This window comes from Bdellovibrio bacteriovorus, from assembly GCF_001592755.1.
GTDB classification, from domain to species: domain Bacteria; phylum Bdellovibrionota; class Bdellovibrionia; order Bdellovibrionales; family Bdellovibrionaceae; genus Bdellovibrio; species Bdellovibrio bacteriovorus_E.
The window spans coordinates 234468-250437 of record NZ_LUKF01000019.1 but is presented as its reverse complement, the minus strand read 5'-3'; the positions used below and the strand labels follow the sequence as shown (position 1 = coordinate 250437).

16 protein-coding genes are annotated in these 15970 nt (G+C 43.9%); 7 read left to right on the top strand and 9 right to left on the bottom strand.

What is annotated here, in order from left to right:
• Positions 1 to 150: 150 nt before the first annotated feature.
• From typA to AZI85_RS15865, 3 genes are read left to right on the top strand one after another with little or no spacing between them, the layout of a single operon-like run.
• A complete protein-coding gene (gene typA, locus AZI85_RS15875; RefSeq protein WP_063244969.1) occupies positions 151 to 1965 on the top strand; it encodes a translational GTPase TypA in 1815 nt (604 codons plus the stop codon).
• Positions 1965 to 2891 carry an ABC transporter ATP-binding protein gene (locus AZI85_RS15870; protein WP_063244968.1) on the top strand — a complete coding sequence of 309 codons (927 nt, stop codon included), beginning with the start codon at positions 1965 to 1967 and terminating at the stop codon, positions 2889 to 2891. Before typA ends, AZI85_RS15870 begins: the two co-directional genes overlap by 1 nt.
• Positions 2891 to 3679 carry an ABC transporter permease gene (locus tag AZI85_RS15865; RefSeq protein WP_063244967.1) on the top strand — a complete coding sequence of 263 codons (789 nt, stop codon included), beginning with the start codon at positions 2891 to 2893 and terminating at the stop codon, positions 3677 to 3679. Before AZI85_RS15870 ends, AZI85_RS15865 begins: the two co-directional genes overlap by 1 nt.
• Here the strand turns inward: AZI85_RS15865 and AZI85_RS15860 are convergent, their stop codons facing one another.
• The 4 genes from AZI85_RS15860 to AZI85_RS15845 are packed head-to-tail and all read right to left on the bottom strand — an operon-like array spanning position 3680 to position 6483.
• Complete coding sequence (locus tag AZI85_RS15860; protein WP_063244966.1) at positions 3680 to 4087, bottom strand: DUF523 domain-containing protein; 408 nt, start codon at positions 4085 to 4087, stop codon at positions 3680 to 3682.
• Complete coding sequence (gene mtgA, locus AZI85_RS15855) at positions 4084 to 4908, bottom strand: monofunctional biosynthetic peptidoglycan transglycosylase (protein ID WP_063244965.1); 825 nt, start codon at positions 4906 to 4908, stop codon at positions 4084 to 4086. Before mtgA ends, AZI85_RS15860 begins: the two co-directional genes overlap by 4 nt.
• A gap of 7 nt (positions 4909 to 4915) precedes the next feature.
• Positions 4916 to 5902: an SDR family oxidoreductase gene (locus AZI85_RS15850; protein WP_253721034.1), complete on the bottom strand. Its 987-nt coding sequence runs from the start codon at positions 5900 to 5902 to the stop codon at positions 4916 to 4918.
• Positions 5899 to 6483, bottom strand: a complete 585-nt coding sequence (locus AZI85_RS15845; RefSeq protein ID WP_253721033.1) for a phosphatase PAP2 family protein — start codon at positions 6481 to 6483, stop codon at positions 5899 to 5901. Before AZI85_RS15845 ends, AZI85_RS15850 begins: the two co-directional genes overlap by 4 nt.
• Before the next feature lie 47 nt (positions 6484 to 6530).
• On the opposite strand from AZI85_RS15845, the gene AZI85_RS15840 reads away from it, so the two are divergent.
• Both AZI85_RS15840 and AZI85_RS15835 read left to right on the top strand, forming a co-directional pair.
• Positions 6531 to 7328, top strand: a complete 798-nt coding sequence (locus AZI85_RS15840) for a flagellar motor protein (protein WP_155724061.1) — start codon at positions 6531 to 6533, stop codon at positions 7326 to 7328.
• Positions 7329 to 7340: 12 nt separating this feature from the next.
• Entirely contained in the window at positions 7341 to 8090 is a 750-nt protein-coding gene (locus AZI85_RS15835) for an OmpA family protein (RefSeq protein ID WP_063205989.1), read from the top strand.
• 59 nt (positions 8091 to 8149) lie between these two features.
• Here the strand turns inward: AZI85_RS15835 and AZI85_RS15830 are convergent, their stop codons facing one another.
• From AZI85_RS15830 to AZI85_RS15815, 4 genes are all read right to left on the bottom strand, one after another.
• Complete coding sequence (locus AZI85_RS15830) at positions 8150 to 8812, bottom strand: hypothetical protein (RefSeq protein ID WP_063244962.1); 663 nt, start codon at positions 8810 to 8812, stop codon at positions 8150 to 8152.
• Between the two features lie 247 nt (positions 8813 to 9059).
• Complete coding sequence (locus tag AZI85_RS15825) at positions 9060 to 11891, bottom strand: hypothetical protein (protein ID WP_063244961.1); 2832 nt, start codon at positions 11889 to 11891, stop codon at positions 9060 to 9062.
• Positions 11892 to 12016: 125 nt separating this feature from the next.
• Positions 12017 to 13822 (bottom strand): Lnb N-terminal periplasmic domain-containing protein, encoded by a 1806-nt coding sequence (locus tag AZI85_RS15820; RefSeq protein ID WP_063244960.1) that lies wholly within the window; start codon positions 13820 to 13822, stop codon positions 12017 to 12019.
• Positions 13812 to 14291 (bottom strand): DUF3015 family protein, encoded by a 480-nt coding sequence (locus AZI85_RS15815; RefSeq protein ID WP_063244959.1) that lies wholly within the window; start codon positions 14289 to 14291, stop codon positions 13812 to 13814. Before AZI85_RS15815 ends, AZI85_RS15820 begins: the two co-directional genes overlap by 11 nt.
• Before the next feature lie 112 nt (positions 14292 to 14403).
• On the opposite strand from AZI85_RS15815, the gene trxA reads away from it, so the two are divergent.
• Both trxA and AZI85_RS15805 read left to right on the top strand, forming a co-directional pair.
• The gene (gene trxA, locus AZI85_RS15810; protein WP_063244958.1) at positions 14404 to 14754 is read left to right on the top strand and encodes a thioredoxin; all 351 of its coding nucleotides are present in this window, start codon (positions 14404 to 14406) and stop codon (positions 14752 to 14754) included.
• A 43-nt stretch (positions 14755 to 14797) separates the two neighbouring features.
• Entirely contained in the window at positions 14798 to 15259 is a 462-nt protein-coding gene (locus AZI85_RS15805; protein ID WP_063244957.1) for a hypothetical protein, read from the top strand.
• 54 nt (positions 15260 to 15313) lie between these two features.
• On the opposite strand, the gene AZI85_RS15800 is transcribed toward AZI85_RS15805, so the two are convergent.
• Positions 15314 to 15946 carry a peptidylprolyl isomerase gene (locus tag AZI85_RS15800; RefSeq protein WP_081111045.1) on the bottom strand — a complete coding sequence of 211 codons (633 nt, stop codon included), beginning with the start codon at positions 15944 to 15946 and terminating at the stop codon, positions 15314 to 15316.
• Between the last annotated feature and the right edge of the window lie 24 nt (positions 15947 to 15970).

The following is a 15970-nucleotide window of genomic DNA, read 5'->3' as shown; positions in this document are numbered from 1 at the left end:
AGTTGTATGGAATTGGCTTCGCAGGCGCTTCTAGCCTCCCTGCGGAACTCGCTGCAGGACACGGTCTAACCGTGCTGTTTGTATGAATTTAAATTTGATTTTTTGTTTTAAAAAAGTGTTTTGAGTTTTAAGTAAAAACGAAGGGTAAATATGGTTCAAGATCCAAAGAAAATTAGAAATATTGCTATCATCGCGCACGTCGACCACGGAAAGACGACGCTTGTTGACCACTTGATTAAACAAGCAGGTACTTTCCGTGACAACGAACACGTTGAAGAACGTTTGATGGACTCCATGGATCTTGAAAGAGAGCGCGGAATCACGATCGCAGCGAAGAACGCTTCGTTCATGTACAAAGACATCAAAGTAAATATCGTAGATACACCGGGACATAGTGACTTCGGTGGTGAAGTTGAGCGTATCTTGAACATGGTGGATGGTTGTATCCTTCTTTGCGACGCTTCCGAAGGTCCACTTCCACAGACTCGTTTCGTATTGAAAAAAGCTCTTGAGGGCGGCAAAAAAGTTATCGTTTGTATTAACAAAATTGACCGTGCCGATGCTCGTATTCAAGAAGTTCACAATGAACTTTTCGATTTGTTCATCGACCTAGATGCAACAGAAGAGCAATGTGATTTCCACACTGTTTACGCTATCGCGCGTGAAGGTATGGCGACTCTAGATCCAAAAGTGAACACAGGTTCTTTGGAAGTTCTTTACGATGCTATCGTAAATCTAGTTCCTCCTCCAAAAATTGAAGAGAACGCTCCACTTCAAGTTATGGTTTCTAACATTTCATACAATGACTACGTAGGTCGTTTGGCGATCGGTCGTATGAGAGCGGGAACTATCAAAGTGGGTGACGATGTTCTTTGTGTTCAAGCGAACACTCAAAAGAAAGTGAAAGTTTCAGCTTTATTCCAGTACAAAGTGAACTCGCAAGTTCCGGCGCAAGAAGTTGGCGCGGGTGACATCGTAGTTATCGCGGGTATGGAAGACTTCACTATCGGTGATACTATCACTTCGGTTACGGATCCTCGTCCACTTGAGCGTATCCGTGTAGAAGAGCCAACAGTAGGTATGGTGTTCTCGGTGAACAACGGACCTTTTGCAGGTTTGGATGGTAAGAACGTAACGTCTCGTAAGATCCTTGAGCGTCTTGAAAGAGAGCTTTTGTATAACGTTGCAATCCGCGTAGAAAAAACTGACAGCACTGACGCGTTCAAAGTTGTCGGTCGTGGTGAGTTGCAATTGGGCGTTTTGATCGAACAAATGCGCCGTGAAAACTTCGAGCTTCTAGTTTCTAAGCCGACAGTTGTTTTCAAAGAAGAAAACGGTAAAAAATTGGAACCGATGGAAATCGCGGTTATCGATATCGAAGATAGCTTCGTGGGTGCGGTTACTGAAAAACTTGGTAAACGTAAAGGTGTGATGACGAACATGGTTCAAAAAGGATCTGGTCGTACACGTCTTGAGTTCCGTATCCCTTCTCGTGGTTTGATCGGTTACCGTTCCGACTTCTTGACTGACACTCGTGGTACAGGTCTTTTGAATACACAATTCGACGGTTGGGATGACTACCGTGGTGAAATCGAACACCGTATGAACGGTGCGATGATTTCTGACCGCAAAGGCCAAGCAACTGCCTACGCGATCTGGAATCTTCAAGAGCGCGGTATCATGATGGTTGAGCACGGTGATGATGTGTACGAAGGCATGATCGTAGGCGAGCACGCAAAAGAGAATGATCTAGAAGTAAACATCACTCGCGAGAAAAAATTGACGAACGTACGTGCTTCAGGTTCTGATGAAGCTATCCGTCTGGTTCCAGTTAAGAAAATGACTTTGGAAAGAGCGATGGAATGGATTAAAGATTCAGAGTTGATCGAGGTCACTCCGAAGAACATCCGTCTTCGTTTGAAAGAACTAGACCCACACAAACGTGCAAGAGCAGCGAAGGAATAATGAGTACAAACGTCGCCATTGAGATCAAAGATTTAACCAAAAAATACGACGATAAAGTCGCTGTCGATGGAATAAATCTGGAGATTTACAAAGGCGAATGTTTCGGTCTCTTAGGTCCCAACGGGGCGGGCAAATCTACAACCATGAAAATGATGTATTGCTCAGCCCTCGTTACCAGCGGGGAGCTTTACGTCCTCGGTCTGAATGTTAAAAAGAATTATCGCGAAATCAAAAATCGCATCGGGGTCGTCCCGCAAGAGGACGGCCTAGATCCTGACTTCACCGTCCTTGAAAATCTTCTGGTCTACGCTAGCTATCATAAAATTCCTAAAGCAGAAGCCGAGCTTCGTGCTCAGGCTTTGTTACGTTTGATGAAGCTTGAAGAATACCAAGATCGCTCGGTAGAAACCTTAAGTGGCGGCATGAAACGTCGTCTGGCGATTGCGCGTGGCCTTATCAACTCTCCTGAGGTGATTTTCCTCGATGAACCGACAACAGGCCTTGATCCGCAAGCGCGAATCTGGATTTGGGATTTCTTTAAGCATCTTAAGTCTGAAAAAAGCACCTTGATTCTAACGACTCACTACATGGAAGAAGCCGAGCAGATGTGTGACCGTGTCGCCATCATCGATAACGGCCGTATTCTGACGATTGGTAAGCCTCGCGATTTGATTCGTGAGCTGATCGGTAAAGAAGTTGTGGAGTTCGATACAAATCCCGTGGATTTGAATTACTACCTAGGTCGTTTGCGCGCTGAAGGTTTTGCCTATCAAGTTATCAAAGACACGGTTTCGGTCTTGGTGAAGGAAAATCAAGAAGGTCGTCGTGTTGTTGATCTTATTGCGAGCGATAAGATCTATATCCGTAAGCCCACTTTAAATGACGTATTCTTGAAACTTGCCGGCCATCAATTGAGGGACGAGTAATGAAGTTCAAAGAATATTTGACGATGCCAAAGGTGAATAGCGGGGCCTTTCAAGTATGGTCTCGTAACTTTTTGTATTTTAAAAAAACGTGGTTGGTTTCATTCTTCTGGATCGTTCTTGAGCCCGTGATTTATCTGGGAGCCATGGGTTTCGGTTTGGGCGCCTTTGTAAATAACATGGGTGGGATGTCTTATATCGAATTTTTCTTCCCGGCACTTCTGGCGACAACAGCGATGCTTGTGGCCTTCTTTGAAGGAACTTACGCTAACTATTCGAAACTCACACACCAGAAAACCTATGCGACGATCATGTTGACGCGTGTGGGACCTGAAGAAATTGTTGCCGGCGAACTTTTATGGGCCGCTACAAAAGGTGTGTTCGGCGTTTTGGGTGTAACTCTGGTCGCGATGTTCTTTGGTTTGATTGATACCTATCGAATCATCTTTGCTTTGCCAGTGCTTTTCTTATTGTCCGGTTTGTTTTCATGTATCGGAATGATTTTAACTTCTTACGCAAGAAATTATGACTCGTTCATTTATGCGACGTCGGGTTTGATTGTTCCAATGAGTTTGCTCAGCGGAACTTATTTTCCGTTAGAGCAGCTTCCAACGGTTCTTCGTTACATTGCTTATTTATTCCCACTGACTCACGGGGTGGCGGCTGTCAGAGCTATTCTACACCAGGGATTTGGCGTGTGGGTTTTCGTGCATATCTTGATCCTTATCCTTGCGACGTGGATCTGCATGAATATCTCGTTTGTACGTATTCGTAAAAAACTTCTGAAATAATTATTCGACGGAAGTGATCTTGATGCCGTGCTTTTTTAATAGCTCGGCAAAAACACCGTCGCCATCTTTAAGGCTTCCCGAAAAAGTGCCGTCGTAGATTTTTCCAGATCCACACATCGGAGATTTTGATTTAAGCAAAGCTTCAGTGGCACCGCAAAGTTGCGCAATTCGAAGGGCTTCTAAGGCGCCTTGCTCGTACTGGGCCGTGACGTCGGATCCAGAATTGGTAAGGACTTTGTCGCCAATTCTTTCAGCGGGCGGACGGGGAGTTGAAAGTCCGCCGAGTTGCTCAGGGCATACCGGAATGGCTTCACCATTTTTTACCATCTCTTCAATAGAAGAGCGAGTCTGCGCTTTGCAGTCATAGCGACAATGAACTCCGGAAAGACAGGCTGAAACAATCTTCATTGTACGACCTCTTCTTCTTCCTGAAGTTCCGCATTTTCAAGCTCTTCTAAAGTGGGAATTTCTTCGACAGCGGCATTAAGTTCTTCAGGTGGGGGCTCAGGTTGGAAGAAATAAGAAAGCTGATAAGTGGCGGCGTCGTATTCTTCCTGATTGATGCGATGATATTGAAACATGTTATCGATAATTGTGGTCAGGCGGCGTTTGGCAAAAGAGGTCAGCTCTTTGCGATAATAGGACTGAGAGTATTTTACTGGATTTGGTAATACCATTGCCAGGAACGCACTTTCCACGATGTTGAGTTCTGACGGAGATTTTTTAAAGTAATATTTTGCTGCGGCTTTAACACCATAGATGTTTTTACCAAACTCCACGACGTTCAGATATCTCTCTAAAATTTCTTTTTTGGTTAACGTGCTTTCGATGCGATCCGTGATCAGCGCCTCAAGACCTTTGCGGATAAAGGTGCGATCTTTTGAAAGAAACATATTTTTAGCAAGCTGTTGGGTGATTGTGGATCCGCCCCTTTTAAAGACGCCAGCTTCCCAGCCTTCACGCGCATTTTTTTCGATGGCGATCCAATCAAAACCTTTGTGATTATAAAAGTCTGAATCTTCAGTCAGGATGATCGCTTTTTGTAAGTACGGAGATATTTGCTTTAAGGGAACATAGTTTTTAGATGTGGGGCAGAGGTCTACCTGGTACATCTTCGTGACCATACAGCCACGAATGTCTTCTGGTTTTGGAAGCCAGTTCCAAAGGTAGCTTGCCGCTACCGCCATCAAAGATACTGCTCCCAGAATAAAAAAGAATGCGCTCTTCATTAAAACCTTACTTCAGTAAACCTTGATCCTTCATCCACTGAACACTGTTGTGTATGGCTTCGCGCGCTGGACGAGGTTTAAATCCCAATTCTTTTTGTGCTTTAGAAGAGTCAAACCAGTGATACATCGTTGCTGTGTAAGCATTTTCTCTGCTTAAAGGACCTTTGAGTCCTAGCTTTTCCATTGCATCGCCGATCGCCCCCACAGTGTGTAAGACCGAATCGGGCATTTGGTAAGGCGGAGGTTTGACTCCCGCTTCTGCCGCAATCATCGCAAAAAGATCTTTAATCAGAATATTTTCACCGGACAAAATATAACGCTCTCCATTTCGTCCGTTTTTCCAGGCGCTCAAAATTCCTTGAACAACATCCTCAACGGCAACAACGTTTACACCGCCAGAGGTATAGAATTTGAGTTTTCCTTGAGCGACTTTCAGCTGCATCTTGCGACTGCCTTTTTTTGCATCACCGGCGCCGTAGATAGTGGACGGATTTAACATCACGGCGTTGATTTCGCCTTTGTCACAGGCCTTTTTAACAATCTTTTCGGCCTCGTGTTTGGTTTCAAAGTAACCCAGGTTTAAGTCAGAAATATTATAGGCTGAATCTTCATTCAGGATATCTTGAGGTGTGTAGCCGGCGCCGATAGCCACTACGGAAGATAGATAAACCAGGCGACGAACTTTGTGTTCGCGACACACAGATACGACGTTAGCAGTTCCTTCGACGTTCACCTTATCCATCAAGTGACGCTGGGATTTTTTATAAGCAATGACTCCCGCAAGATGAAACACGGTATCTACGCCTTTAAAGGCTTCTAATAAAGAGTGAACATCTGTCACATCACCATGAACATATTTGCATTGAACGCCTGAAAGTTCAGAAAGATCACTTTTTGGACGAACAAGAGCGTAAACGTGATGCCCTTCGTTCACCAATGCGCGAGTAACCCAGCTTCCTAAAAATCCGTTGGCACCTGTAACTAGAATTTTCATGATGTGACTGCCTTTTTCTCATCCATTTTGGAAAGGATCTTTTGACACAAAAGCGCAAATAGAATTCCAAAAGCGATTCCTAACAGAGCTCCAGCAAACACGTCCGTTGGAAAGTGAACTCCATTGTAAACACGGCTATATCCGATCAGAGTGGCTAAGGCATAAACCGGAATCGCCGCGGCAGGGAACATGATGGCGGTAAAAGAGGCGAAGCAAAACATATTCGTCGCGTGATTAGAGACAAAACTGTAACCACCATAAGGAGCACGAACCACGACATGCAATCCAGGCGTGTCCCCCGGTCGAGGCCGTTGAATCGTCTTTTTAAAGGCTTTGTTACCGACTCCATCAGAAATTGAGATAGCGGCAAGACAAAGAAAGAAAATGACGAGCCCTTTTTTTATGCCACGTCTCCACATAAAGATGCCCAACACCACGGGAACTAGAACTGTTTTGAAGAACGAAGTTTTATGTAGATCCGTAACGAACGGAAAAAACTGATCTGCCCAAGAGGCAGTCCACTGAGAATTGATCAGCATCAAAAGGTTTTTATCGAGACTCAAAAGAAAATCTAACATCATGACGACTTTACCTTAGTTTTTCACCCGCAGAAAGTCTAGGTCTTCAGATGGTCCAAGTGTCAGCGTTAAACTCGTGTGGCACTATTTTGTTTATGGATAAAGCAACATGGTTTGGCCTCCTTGTAGGCTTCGGTGGGATATTGCTCGGGAACCTACTTGAGGGCGGGCACATCAGCTCTTTAATGCAGTTCACAGCTTTCGTTATCGTTCTTGCGGGAACTCTCGGTGCCGTGATGGTTTCCAGTTCAGAGAAAGACTTAAAAACCGGATTAAGTCTTGCAAAAAAAGCCTTCAATAAAGAAGAAAGCCAGGCCAAAAAACGCATTCAAGAAATCGTGGATTGCGCGCGTTTTGCCAAAAAAGAATCTATCTTGGGATTAGAGCCTCGCATCAACAAAATCGAGGATCCCTTCCTAAGAAACATTCTGCGCAATGTTGTTGATGGCGTGGAAGTTGAAAACATCCGCGATATTTTCGAAACCCAAATTCAAACGGAAGAAGATGAACAACTTGCTGGTGCAAAAATCTGGACTGATGCGGGCGGATTTGCTCCAACGATCGGGATTATCGGTGCGGTGTTAGGTCTTATTCACGTCATGGGAAATCTGACGGATACAAGCAAACTTGGAGCGGGTATCGCCGTGGCCTTTGTCGCGACAGTTTATGGCGTCAGTTCCGCGAACTTATTGTTTTTGCCATTGGGAAATAAATTAAAACGCAAAGTTCAATCAGACTCTCGCGAAAAGCAAATGGTGCTTGAGGGCGGCCTTCTTATCGCTAGCGGCATGAACCCTGTTGTCCTTGAACAAAAGCTATATGCGTTCTTAGCCTCAGAACAAAGATAGGTCTAAGATACGATGGCAAGAAAACACAAGAAACATGAAGAGCATGAAAATCACGAGAGATGGCTGGTCTCTTATGCGGATTTTATTACGCTTCTTTTTGCTTTCTTTGTGGTGATGTATGCAACCTCAACCGAAGACGCTGAAAAGCAAAAAGAATTTGAAGATTCCATCAAGCTTGAACTACGTCTGACAGGACGGGGTGGGTCCGACAGCGCGGGCAACGAGCTTGAAAATGCTATTGCTGAACTCGTGATGCCTTTAGGGAACTTCCCTAAAAAAGGCGGACCCGGCGAAGTTGAAGATTACGTGGTTCGTTCTTTAGATAAGTCCATGGGTGCTCAGCAAAAGAAAGAATCCATCCAAGATATCTATCATGATGCTGTTGGTGTTCGTATCGCGTTGGCTGCATCGACGTTTTTTCCATCGGGCTCTGCTAAGTTGAAAGCCTCGGCTTTAAGTTCTTTAGACAAAGTGGCCGAAGTTCTTAAATCAAATACAAAACGCATCATCGTCGAAGGTCACACGGACGATACACCAATCCAAGACAGTCTGTTTCCAAGCAATTGGGAGTTGGCAGGCGGTCGCGCATCTGCAGTGGTTCGCTATTTCGTGAAAGTGCATCAGCTGGATGCAAAAAGATTTATTTCTATTTCCTACGGCGATCAGAAACCTATCGTCCCCAACGACACCGAAGAACATCGTTCCATGAACCGTCGTATCGAAATCTTTATCGTGACCGACGATAAAAAAGTCGAGATCTAGAAAATAAAAAAGCCGAAGCTGGCAAGCTTCGGCTTTGGTGGTTCGATTTACAATTTAGATTAAACGCACTCTTTAAGTTTTCTTACGATCTCAAGAGCTTTCGCGCGATCAACTTTTTTCACTTCCATGATTGCTTGAACGAAGTTGTCTTCAGCCTTAAGGGAAGTAACGCGGCTGTTGATTTCGTCATACTTCTCTAAAACTAGAGTGTAAGAATCACGCTCTGCCTTTGAGAAGTTTGTTAGGATTTCGGCAGGCATTTCTTCAATTTTATTCAAAGCTTCAGTTACGACCGTCAAGTTTTCACCAAGCTCTGTTTTCTTTGGGACGTCTCTTAAAGAACGATTCAACAATGCTTTGGTGCTTGCGTCAGCAGCAGCGTTTAGGGATTGAGCTTCCGCCGAGTCAGTTTTAGACCATTCAGCGGCAAGCTTTTTAGCTGCGATAATAGAAACGAAGGCGTCCATGTGTTTGGCGCTGACATTTCCGCTTAGAGCATTTTTAATCTCAGAAGCGCGACCGTGAACACCTAGTTGTTCAACGATGCGGTTTTTAGCGATACCCATATCAGCCGTTTTAGCCGCAGAGCCTGACTTTCCATAAACATATTCTTTCCACTGTTTATTGTACTCAACAAGAGCCTCGCGAGTAGTCTTAACTGGAGCAGCCAATGCGAATGAAGATGCTAAAACGATAATTCCTGATACAAATGCCTTTTTCATACTCTCTCCCTAATTTTGTAAATCGATACAATGAACTAATAAGCAAAAGCTTCGCCAGGTCCTTAGGGCGTCTATACGCATTAGTTGAAATTGAAGTGTCAGAGAACTAACGGAGAGCGTTTTTTGTTAGTCGGATCTCGTTCTGAGACAGACTCTAAGCTTCTAATATTACAGGATTATTCAGAAACGAAAAAAGGCATGCAGTCGCCATGCCTTTTTCAAAATCGTTTTATTTTAGCTTAGTATCCTAGTGCTTACCCGGCATTGAAATGCCTCTCATAGCATCCAGGCGTGCTTGGATTTCGTTATTAAACTTTTGTTGTTCGATATCCATTTTCTTCAAGTTTCTGATTTTGCTCCAGCTTACAGCGTTCGCCATTGAGCCATACATCATTACTTCAGTAGCTAAACCTTGAAGCTGTTCCAAAGCTGTAACGGCGACATTGCGTTGTTGCTTGTTCAATTGAACAACGGCACCTTCTTGCTCGTCACCTACCCCCAGAGCTGTTGAAAGTTTCTTAATAGCTCCTTGGATATTCTGAAGTTGCTCTTCAAGCTCGTAGTTCTCAAGGTCTGATTCGACAACCTCACGGCCCTCTTTATTTGCGACCTTAATCCGTTTCATCATTCCATTTAGAACGGCGAATTGATTTTCAACTTCTTTCAAAGCAGGGTGTGTCAGATCCTTTTCAAGGATGTGTGCGATATCCATGTTGAACTCGGAAGCGGGTTGCAACAAATCTCCCAGGATAGAAAGATACACTCTTTCTTCTTGGAATGCAGAGTTCATAGCACCGTTGTAAACGGGACCGCCTTCGAAGTAGCGATTGCGAGTTTTCGAGTCGAAATAGATTTTTAATGTCTTCATCGGGTTCGTGACCAAAGGACGACCATTGAAGAATTTACGACCAGGATAGTAAACTGCCTTCACCATCTTTGCGACGATTTCATCATAGCTTTTTCCGTACTCTTCAAATGCTTTTTGCATTTGGGCTTCCGTTCTAGTTTTCCACCAGTTTTGGAAGTTTGGTTGCTCGGCCGTACCAATTACAGATGGACGTGTCTCGTGAACAAGATAGTCAATAGCACCTTGATATTGCTTCTTAGTTGCAGTCTGAAGAGGATATTTATAGATATCCTTCGGCATCAAGGGAGCCATACCTAAATGATTGCAGGCATTAAATTGGTCCGCTGGGTTTCCGATCTGTGGCGGCAAGAATACAGACGGATAACCGCGAGAATTTTTAATTGCATGGTCACCGTTTTCTACGTCGGGACCACATAGCATTTGCATAACCAGATAGTCAGTTACTTTTGGAGTCATGAAAAGGCCTACCTGACGATAGTACTTCGCACCCTTCACGGTTTCTTCGTTCATTGGAGCATTAGCATAAGATTCAACCCAACCGCGGCCTGGCTCCATCATTGGATACGGCTTACCCATAGAACCATAAATCGTTCTAAGCACATCACGGTATTCCATAGATACAGAAACGTTTTGCATCGCGCGACCAACTTCTTCGTACAGCTCGGACAGACCTGCGCCAACCGTTTCGCGCTCTTGTGAACGTAGTTTTGTAAGGATCGAATTTAATTTCTTCTTCTCTAAGTCGTAAAGGTATTTTCCTTTTTCACCCTTCAACAATTCCTCGGTTGCAGCAACCGTGTCTTGAACAGTTTCGTGCTGAAGGCTTTCAATGAATTGTGGTTTCACGAAAAGAAGGTCTTTCTTATCGTCAGGCAGTCCTTTCGCTGTCACACCGTTATACGGATACGTAGCTTTTAGGAATTTATATGGAGTTTGATCGTTTCTGGCGTTCTGTACTTCCGAGATAAATGAATCATAGAACGAATAGCTCGTATTAAACATAGATGTCATTTGGTGCAAAGCCTCTGACCAGTTCGAGTGAGCCTCATACACCTCCGACATATTCATCATACGCCAGTCCGTCATCTTTTTACGGAAGTCTTTCATTTCTGCCTGAAGATCTTTGTCGTCAGCGGCCCAACGGCTTTTCTTCATAAGATTCATTTTGTCGTTCAAGCGATCATTGACGTCATAAAAATCAGCACCGTCGTACATATTCTTCCATGTCGAGACCACGATGCGGTTTAGCCACATGTCGATGGCTACGAAAGCTGTGATTTGTAAGCCTTTTACTAAAAGAAGACGGATTCCTTTCAGGTGCATTGTGCCTGGAACCAACCAAAGAGCGATGTCTACGCCTGTGATGCGCAATACAGTCTTAGTAATAACCGACTGAGCCACACCCGCAAGACCTGAAGAGATCAACATAGAAACGATGCCCGGTGCGAACTCCCAAAGTTTCTTTTTTAGAACTAGGTATTCATAGGCTTTAGAGCATGGATCAGCATCAATGCCATTGGCTTGGTCTTTTTCAGAGACCTTACCGCCCATCATGACTTTCGCACACGCCATAACATTTGGATCAGAAGCCACTTGAGAAAGATAAGTTTGCAAGAAAGCTCCGACTGTCATCCCCAAGTAAGGAATCATGTGATGGAACTTTGGATTTTTCATATACATAGAAAGAACATTGGCCGTAACACCTTGTGAATACATGAAAGTAAAGAAGCCAAAAACACCAATAGGTGAAAGGGAGTGCTCAATGTGTTGTTTCATTGCAATTGGGTTTTGCGAATAGTTTGTAATAAGCTGACCCGCAACCACGGCACCCATTGCAACGAAGAAGATCGCAGATTCTGCCGGAAGGTTTCTTACAGAATGCGACCAAGAAGCTTTCGAAGCTTGCTTTACGCGCACCATTTCTTCCATCAGCATATGATTTAAAGATTTCGGAGAGTATTTGCGAAGTTCACCTTCTTCAGCAAAAGGAACTTCCATAGCTAACTTATTAGTATTCTTATCGTAAACCAACGCCTTCTTTTCATTAGGATCTAATGTCAGGCGGTATCCGAGTGGTTCCAAGTAATCGCGATAGTGAGCTAATTGCGCCTTATCTTTTTCCGTCCACTCTGGGGCAGCCGAAGCAATAACTGGCGAAAATACCATATTGAACGTGGCGATCGCAGTAAGTGTTTTTTGGAACCATTTCATGGCTGCTCCTTGAAGACGGTTGTGTCTCACACTGGATAGAAGCAAGCTTTGGGCCCTTTAGGTAAAATATAGAAGAGCTTGGCACGTCTCATTGTGAGACAGGACGAAACTAGGCACCCCGGTGTCTAGAATATGACAGAGGCCGTGAACTCGGGGAGCTCATCCCTCACACGACCTTCAAGACGAATTTCGAAATTAAGAACATCGAAAGAGACACCGGCCTTATTTTCAAAAAAGCCACGGCCTTCAGAAGTATTGTAAAGATACTTGGTACCGACAAGCGCCCGCATTCCCGGCGTCTTTGTCATCAGTAAAATCTCAGGGCCTAGATGAGGTTGAGCAACCTCTGTCAGATTTAAGTTTTCAGAAACACCAAGCAATGAAATCCTAGTGGCTTCAAGAAAAGAAAAATCAAAACTAAATCCGGCCGCCAAATTAAAATAGGGCACAAGTTTCGGCATAGTTCCAACTTCCACTCGCCAAGAAACAGGAGTATCCAAAGTCGTCACGGGAGCCGTTGAAAAAGATTTTAAAAGCACAGCTTCGTAAAGATCCAAATTTTGATTCTCTGAAAAATAACGGAAATCAAAACTCAAGATTTCTAAGTGAGAAAATGGCGAAAGTCCACTGTCATCGGATAAAAGATCGTGAAAAGCTCTGCGAAACTTAAAGCGATAAAAATCTTCATGATCAAATTGACCGTATCCTAAATACCAGGCCACGGAATTGGGACTGCTTAAAGGTGACCGGGGCTGAGGAATTTGCACAGGAGATGTTTGAGGACCCAGCCGCGCACGCGCCACTGACAAAGCATATTTCTCATTTTTATATTCTTTTTCCTCTCGATATTCTTTCACCGCTAGATAGCTGATAGAGGCCTCGAGAGTTTCGGCCTTTTCTTTCACGTCTAAATTTGCGAGTGAAGAAGTATCTTGATGTCGCACTATTTTCTTAAGCGCATTTTTCTGAGCTAAATTTAATCCTGCGTAACGAGCTCGCCACTCTGTTTGAAGCGAAAGGCGCAGTTTTTCATCGGAAAGCAGCCAGTGATCATTCAACGTCTTTACGGTGTCTAAGGGGATTGTCGCATCATGGAACTGGCTCGACAGATCTAAATGTGGTTTTGCAACTTCAATAAGTTCCAAAATTTGCTGAGAGCAATTATCGCTTAAAAAATAATAATCAGCATAGCTGCCCTCAAGCTCAAGCAAATGATCGATTAAAAACGAAACTTCAGAAGCGGAAAGATTTAAGCGATACTCCCAAAGGTTTCTTCCTTCGAGGTTCGTGTACTCGCGCATTTTCTGATAATAGGGAAGCATCGAATAATTTCCGGGATAGAAACCAAAAAGGCCCTTCAAGGCGTAAAGCGCGCCACCGTCGGGTCCGGTCATCGCCGCATAGTTAATTCCATAATCCAGAAGTTCTAGCTGCTTCACATTTTTAGGGTTGTGCAGACGAAGAAAAGTATGACCGAAGCTAGAGCCCGCGCTGTTCAGATCACTTGAGGCAAAGACTAGAAATAATTCTGTGGCACCCAGTTGTTTTTTCCAAGCATCGCGCTCAGGACAGACGACGATGTCTTGCGCATCCATCTTAAGCGCGCTTTTCAGCCATGACGTGCGCGCAAGGTAATGACACTGATATTTTTTAGCGCTCTCTTCAGAACTGAAAAGAACTTCTATGGTCTTTAATAACTCTTCACGGGGATTCACAGAACCTTGTGAAGAAAGAAAGAAGTTTCCTAACAACGGAGACTTAAAATCACTAAGCCAAGTTTTACGATAGTGGCCTAGACGGATCCATTGAGGATCGTTCCACATTTCGCGTTCGATAATTTGTTTTTGATATTCAGAGACTTTATCTAAGGAAAAGCCCCACGTAAAAAGTGGGGCGATAAGAAAAAGACAAAAGACGAAATTACGAACCATGACACATTGTATTTAGATCTCCCTGTGTCGCAAGCTCTCTGTTTAAATTTTGCACTAGGTCTGAAGCTGTTGTGTTAGCTGCAGGGATGATTCTTTCATAAGAGCTTTGCGTGAAAGTACCGAAAGCTTTTTGAGAAGCCTCGTTACGGCAGCCTTTCATTTGCGCCAAAGTCGCCAATTTTTCGCCATGGCCTTGAGCCATTTCGCGAGAAAGATCTTCTTGATTCACTTCAACGAAGTACTGAACTTCTTTTTCAGCCATAACCAAACCGTGAGCGTTGCAGCCCGAAGTACCTGAAGTGATACCGAAAGGTTGAGTCAAAGTCGTATTATTCGTCGTCATAGCAAAAAGTTGCAGAAGCTTTGTGTTTTTAGAAATAACCATGCTCCCTAAACCACAACCTGCGTCGCCCGCAGCCCAAGCATTAGCTCCAAACAAAACGATGAACGACAAAATTAGCTTTTTCATCCGAGAATCCTCCATAAGTTTTATTAAATCGTTGCGTATTTAAGTTTTAACATCAAAGCTTTTAGTAGGTGCAAAAGTATTCATAGACCAACGCCTAAGGAGGAAATTCACGATGGCTGTAATGGTAATGACGAAAGACAACATTAAAGAAACTGTCGAGAACAACCAACTTGTGATCATTGATTTTTGGGCTACCTGGTGCGGACCGTGCCGTCGTTTTGCTCCTATCTTTGAAGCTGTTGCCCTGAAGCACCCTGACGTGGTTTTTGCAAAAGTGGACACAGATGCCGAGCTTGAACTGGCTTCGCAGTTTGAGATCAAATCCATTCCTACGCTGGCAGTTATTAAAGAGGGCGATATTATTTTTGTGCAACCAGGCGCCTTACCAGAGGAAATCTTTGAGCAAGTGGTAGAAAAATCCAAAGAAATCGACATGGCAGAAGTCCGCAAACAAAATTCTTAGAAATAAGATGCCAGGGCTCTATTTAGTTGATAGATAGGGCCCCATGAAAAAGACTCTTTTTGCACTTACTTTATTAGCTTCTTCATATTCTCAAGCCATCACTTGGGAAGTCTATGGCCCTTGCGACGACAAACCTGTTCATCACGGTAAGGTCGAAGTTGATTTAAATAAATCAGTAGGGGAGATTTCCGTCGCGATTTTTGATGCGAACAAAATTCCTTACATTGGTGGGCCCGAAGGCATGAACTCTATCATCAATACGCCGACAGGTTTGGACTCTTTAGAAATTGTTTCCAACTCAGAAATGCGTGCTTACGGTTGGTGTTATGCGATCAACGGCAGCACTCCTTACAAAATGCCCAACGTGCTGAATCTGAAGTCTCAAGATGACAGACTTGTTTGGTATTATGGCTACACGACGAACAAAGAAAATGTTTGGCAGGACGATATGTGTACGCCGGCGTTCTGGGTTCGGTCTGAACAGTTTTGTCCTAAGAAGAAATAAAAAAAAGCCCGATGTTTCCATCGGGCTTTTTAGTTTTTAAATCAATTTCGAAAACTATTTTACGATCTTAACGTGTTTGATCACAACCGCTTCAACCGGGCGATCCATCGGACCTGTTTTAGAGTTCTCGATAGAGTGAACTACGTCCATACCCTCAACAACTTCACCGAACACAGTGTGACGGCCATCCAACCAAGGAGTTGGAACAGTTGTTACGAAGAACTGTGATCCATTTGTATTTGGACCCGCGTTCGCCATTGAAAGGATGCCTGGTTTATCGTGTTTTTGTTGGCCAGGAGTGAATTCATCTTCAAAACGGTAACCTGGGCCACCAGTTCCAGTTCCAAGTGGGCAACCACCTTGAATCATGAAATCTTTGATAACACGGTGGAATACCAAACCGTCATAGAATGGCTTTTTAACTTTTTTGTCCGTTTTAGGATCAGTCCATTCTTTCGTGCCTTCAGCCAAGCCTACGAAGTTTTCAACTGTCTTAGGCGCTTTATCGCTCAAAAGCTTAACTTTAAAGTTCCCTTTAGTTGTTTCAAATAGTGCGAACATTTCCTTATTTCCCTTCTTCGTCGTTTTTGCGTCGGTCTTTGCGTCTGCGCGGAAACTGAAAGCCGCTAACAAGAATGCAAATAGGTAAATCCAAAATACCTTTTTAATATCGATATTCTTCGACATTTATACTCCCTGACTTTTGTCCAA

Coding starts and splice junctions, on each gene's coding strand:
- AZI85_RS15830 (WP_063244962.1), bottom strand. CDS start 8,812: ATGAAAAAGGCATTTGTATCAGGAATTATCGTTTTAGCATCTTCATTC.
- AZI85_RS15865 (WP_063244967.1), top strand. CDS start 2,891: ATGAAGTTCAAAGAATATTTGACGATGCCAAAGGTGAATAGCGGGGCC.
- AZI85_RS15860 (WP_063244966.1), bottom strand. CDS start 4,087: ATGAAGATTGTTTCAGCCTGTCTTTCCGGAGTTCATTGTCGCTATGAC.
- AZI85_RS15870 (WP_063244968.1), top strand. CDS start 1,965: ATGAGTACAAACGTCGCCATTGAGATCAAAGATTTAACCAAAAAATAC.
- AZI85_RS15825 (WP_063244961.1), bottom strand. CDS start 11,891: ATGAAATGGTTCCAAAAAACACTTACTGCGATCGCCACGTTCAATATG.
- AZI85_RS15800 (WP_081111045.1), bottom strand. CDS start 15,946: ATGTCGAAGAATATCGATATTAAAAAGGTATTTTGGATTTACCTATTT.
- AZI85_RS15815 (WP_063244959.1), bottom strand. CDS start 14,291: ATGAAAAAGCTAATTTTGTCGTTCATCGTTTTGTTTGGAGCTAATGCT.
- AZI85_RS15850 (WP_253721034.1), bottom strand. CDS start 5,902: ATGAAAATTCTAGTTACAGGTGCCAACGGATTTTTAGGAAGCTGGGTT.
- trxA (WP_063244958.1), top strand. CDS start 14,404: ATGGCTGTAATGGTAATGACGAAAGACAACATTAAAGAAACTGTCGAG.
- typA (WP_063244969.1), top strand. CDS start 151: ATGGTTCAAGATCCAAAGAAAATTAGAAATATTGCTATCATCGCGCAC.
- mtgA (WP_063244965.1), bottom strand. CDS start 4,908: ATGAAGAGCGCATTCTTTTTTATTCTGGGAGCAGTATCTTTGATGGCG.
- AZI85_RS15805 (WP_063244957.1), top strand. CDS start 14,798: ATGAAAAAGACTCTTTTTGCACTTACTTTATTAGCTTCTTCATATTCT.
- AZI85_RS15845 (WP_253721033.1), bottom strand. CDS start 6,483: ATGATGTTAGATTTTCTTTTGAGTCTCGATAAAAACCTTTTGATGCTG.
- AZI85_RS15835 (WP_063205989.1), top strand. CDS start 7,341: ATGGCAAGAAAACACAAGAAACATGAAGAGCATGAAAATCACGAGAGA.
- AZI85_RS15840 (WP_155724061.1), top strand. CDS start 6,531: ATGGTCCAAGTGTCAGCGTTAAACTCGTGTGGCACTATTTTGTTTATG.
- AZI85_RS15820 (WP_063244960.1), bottom strand. CDS start 13,822: ATGGTTCGTAATTTCGTCTTTTGTCTTTTTCTTATCGCCCCACTTTTT.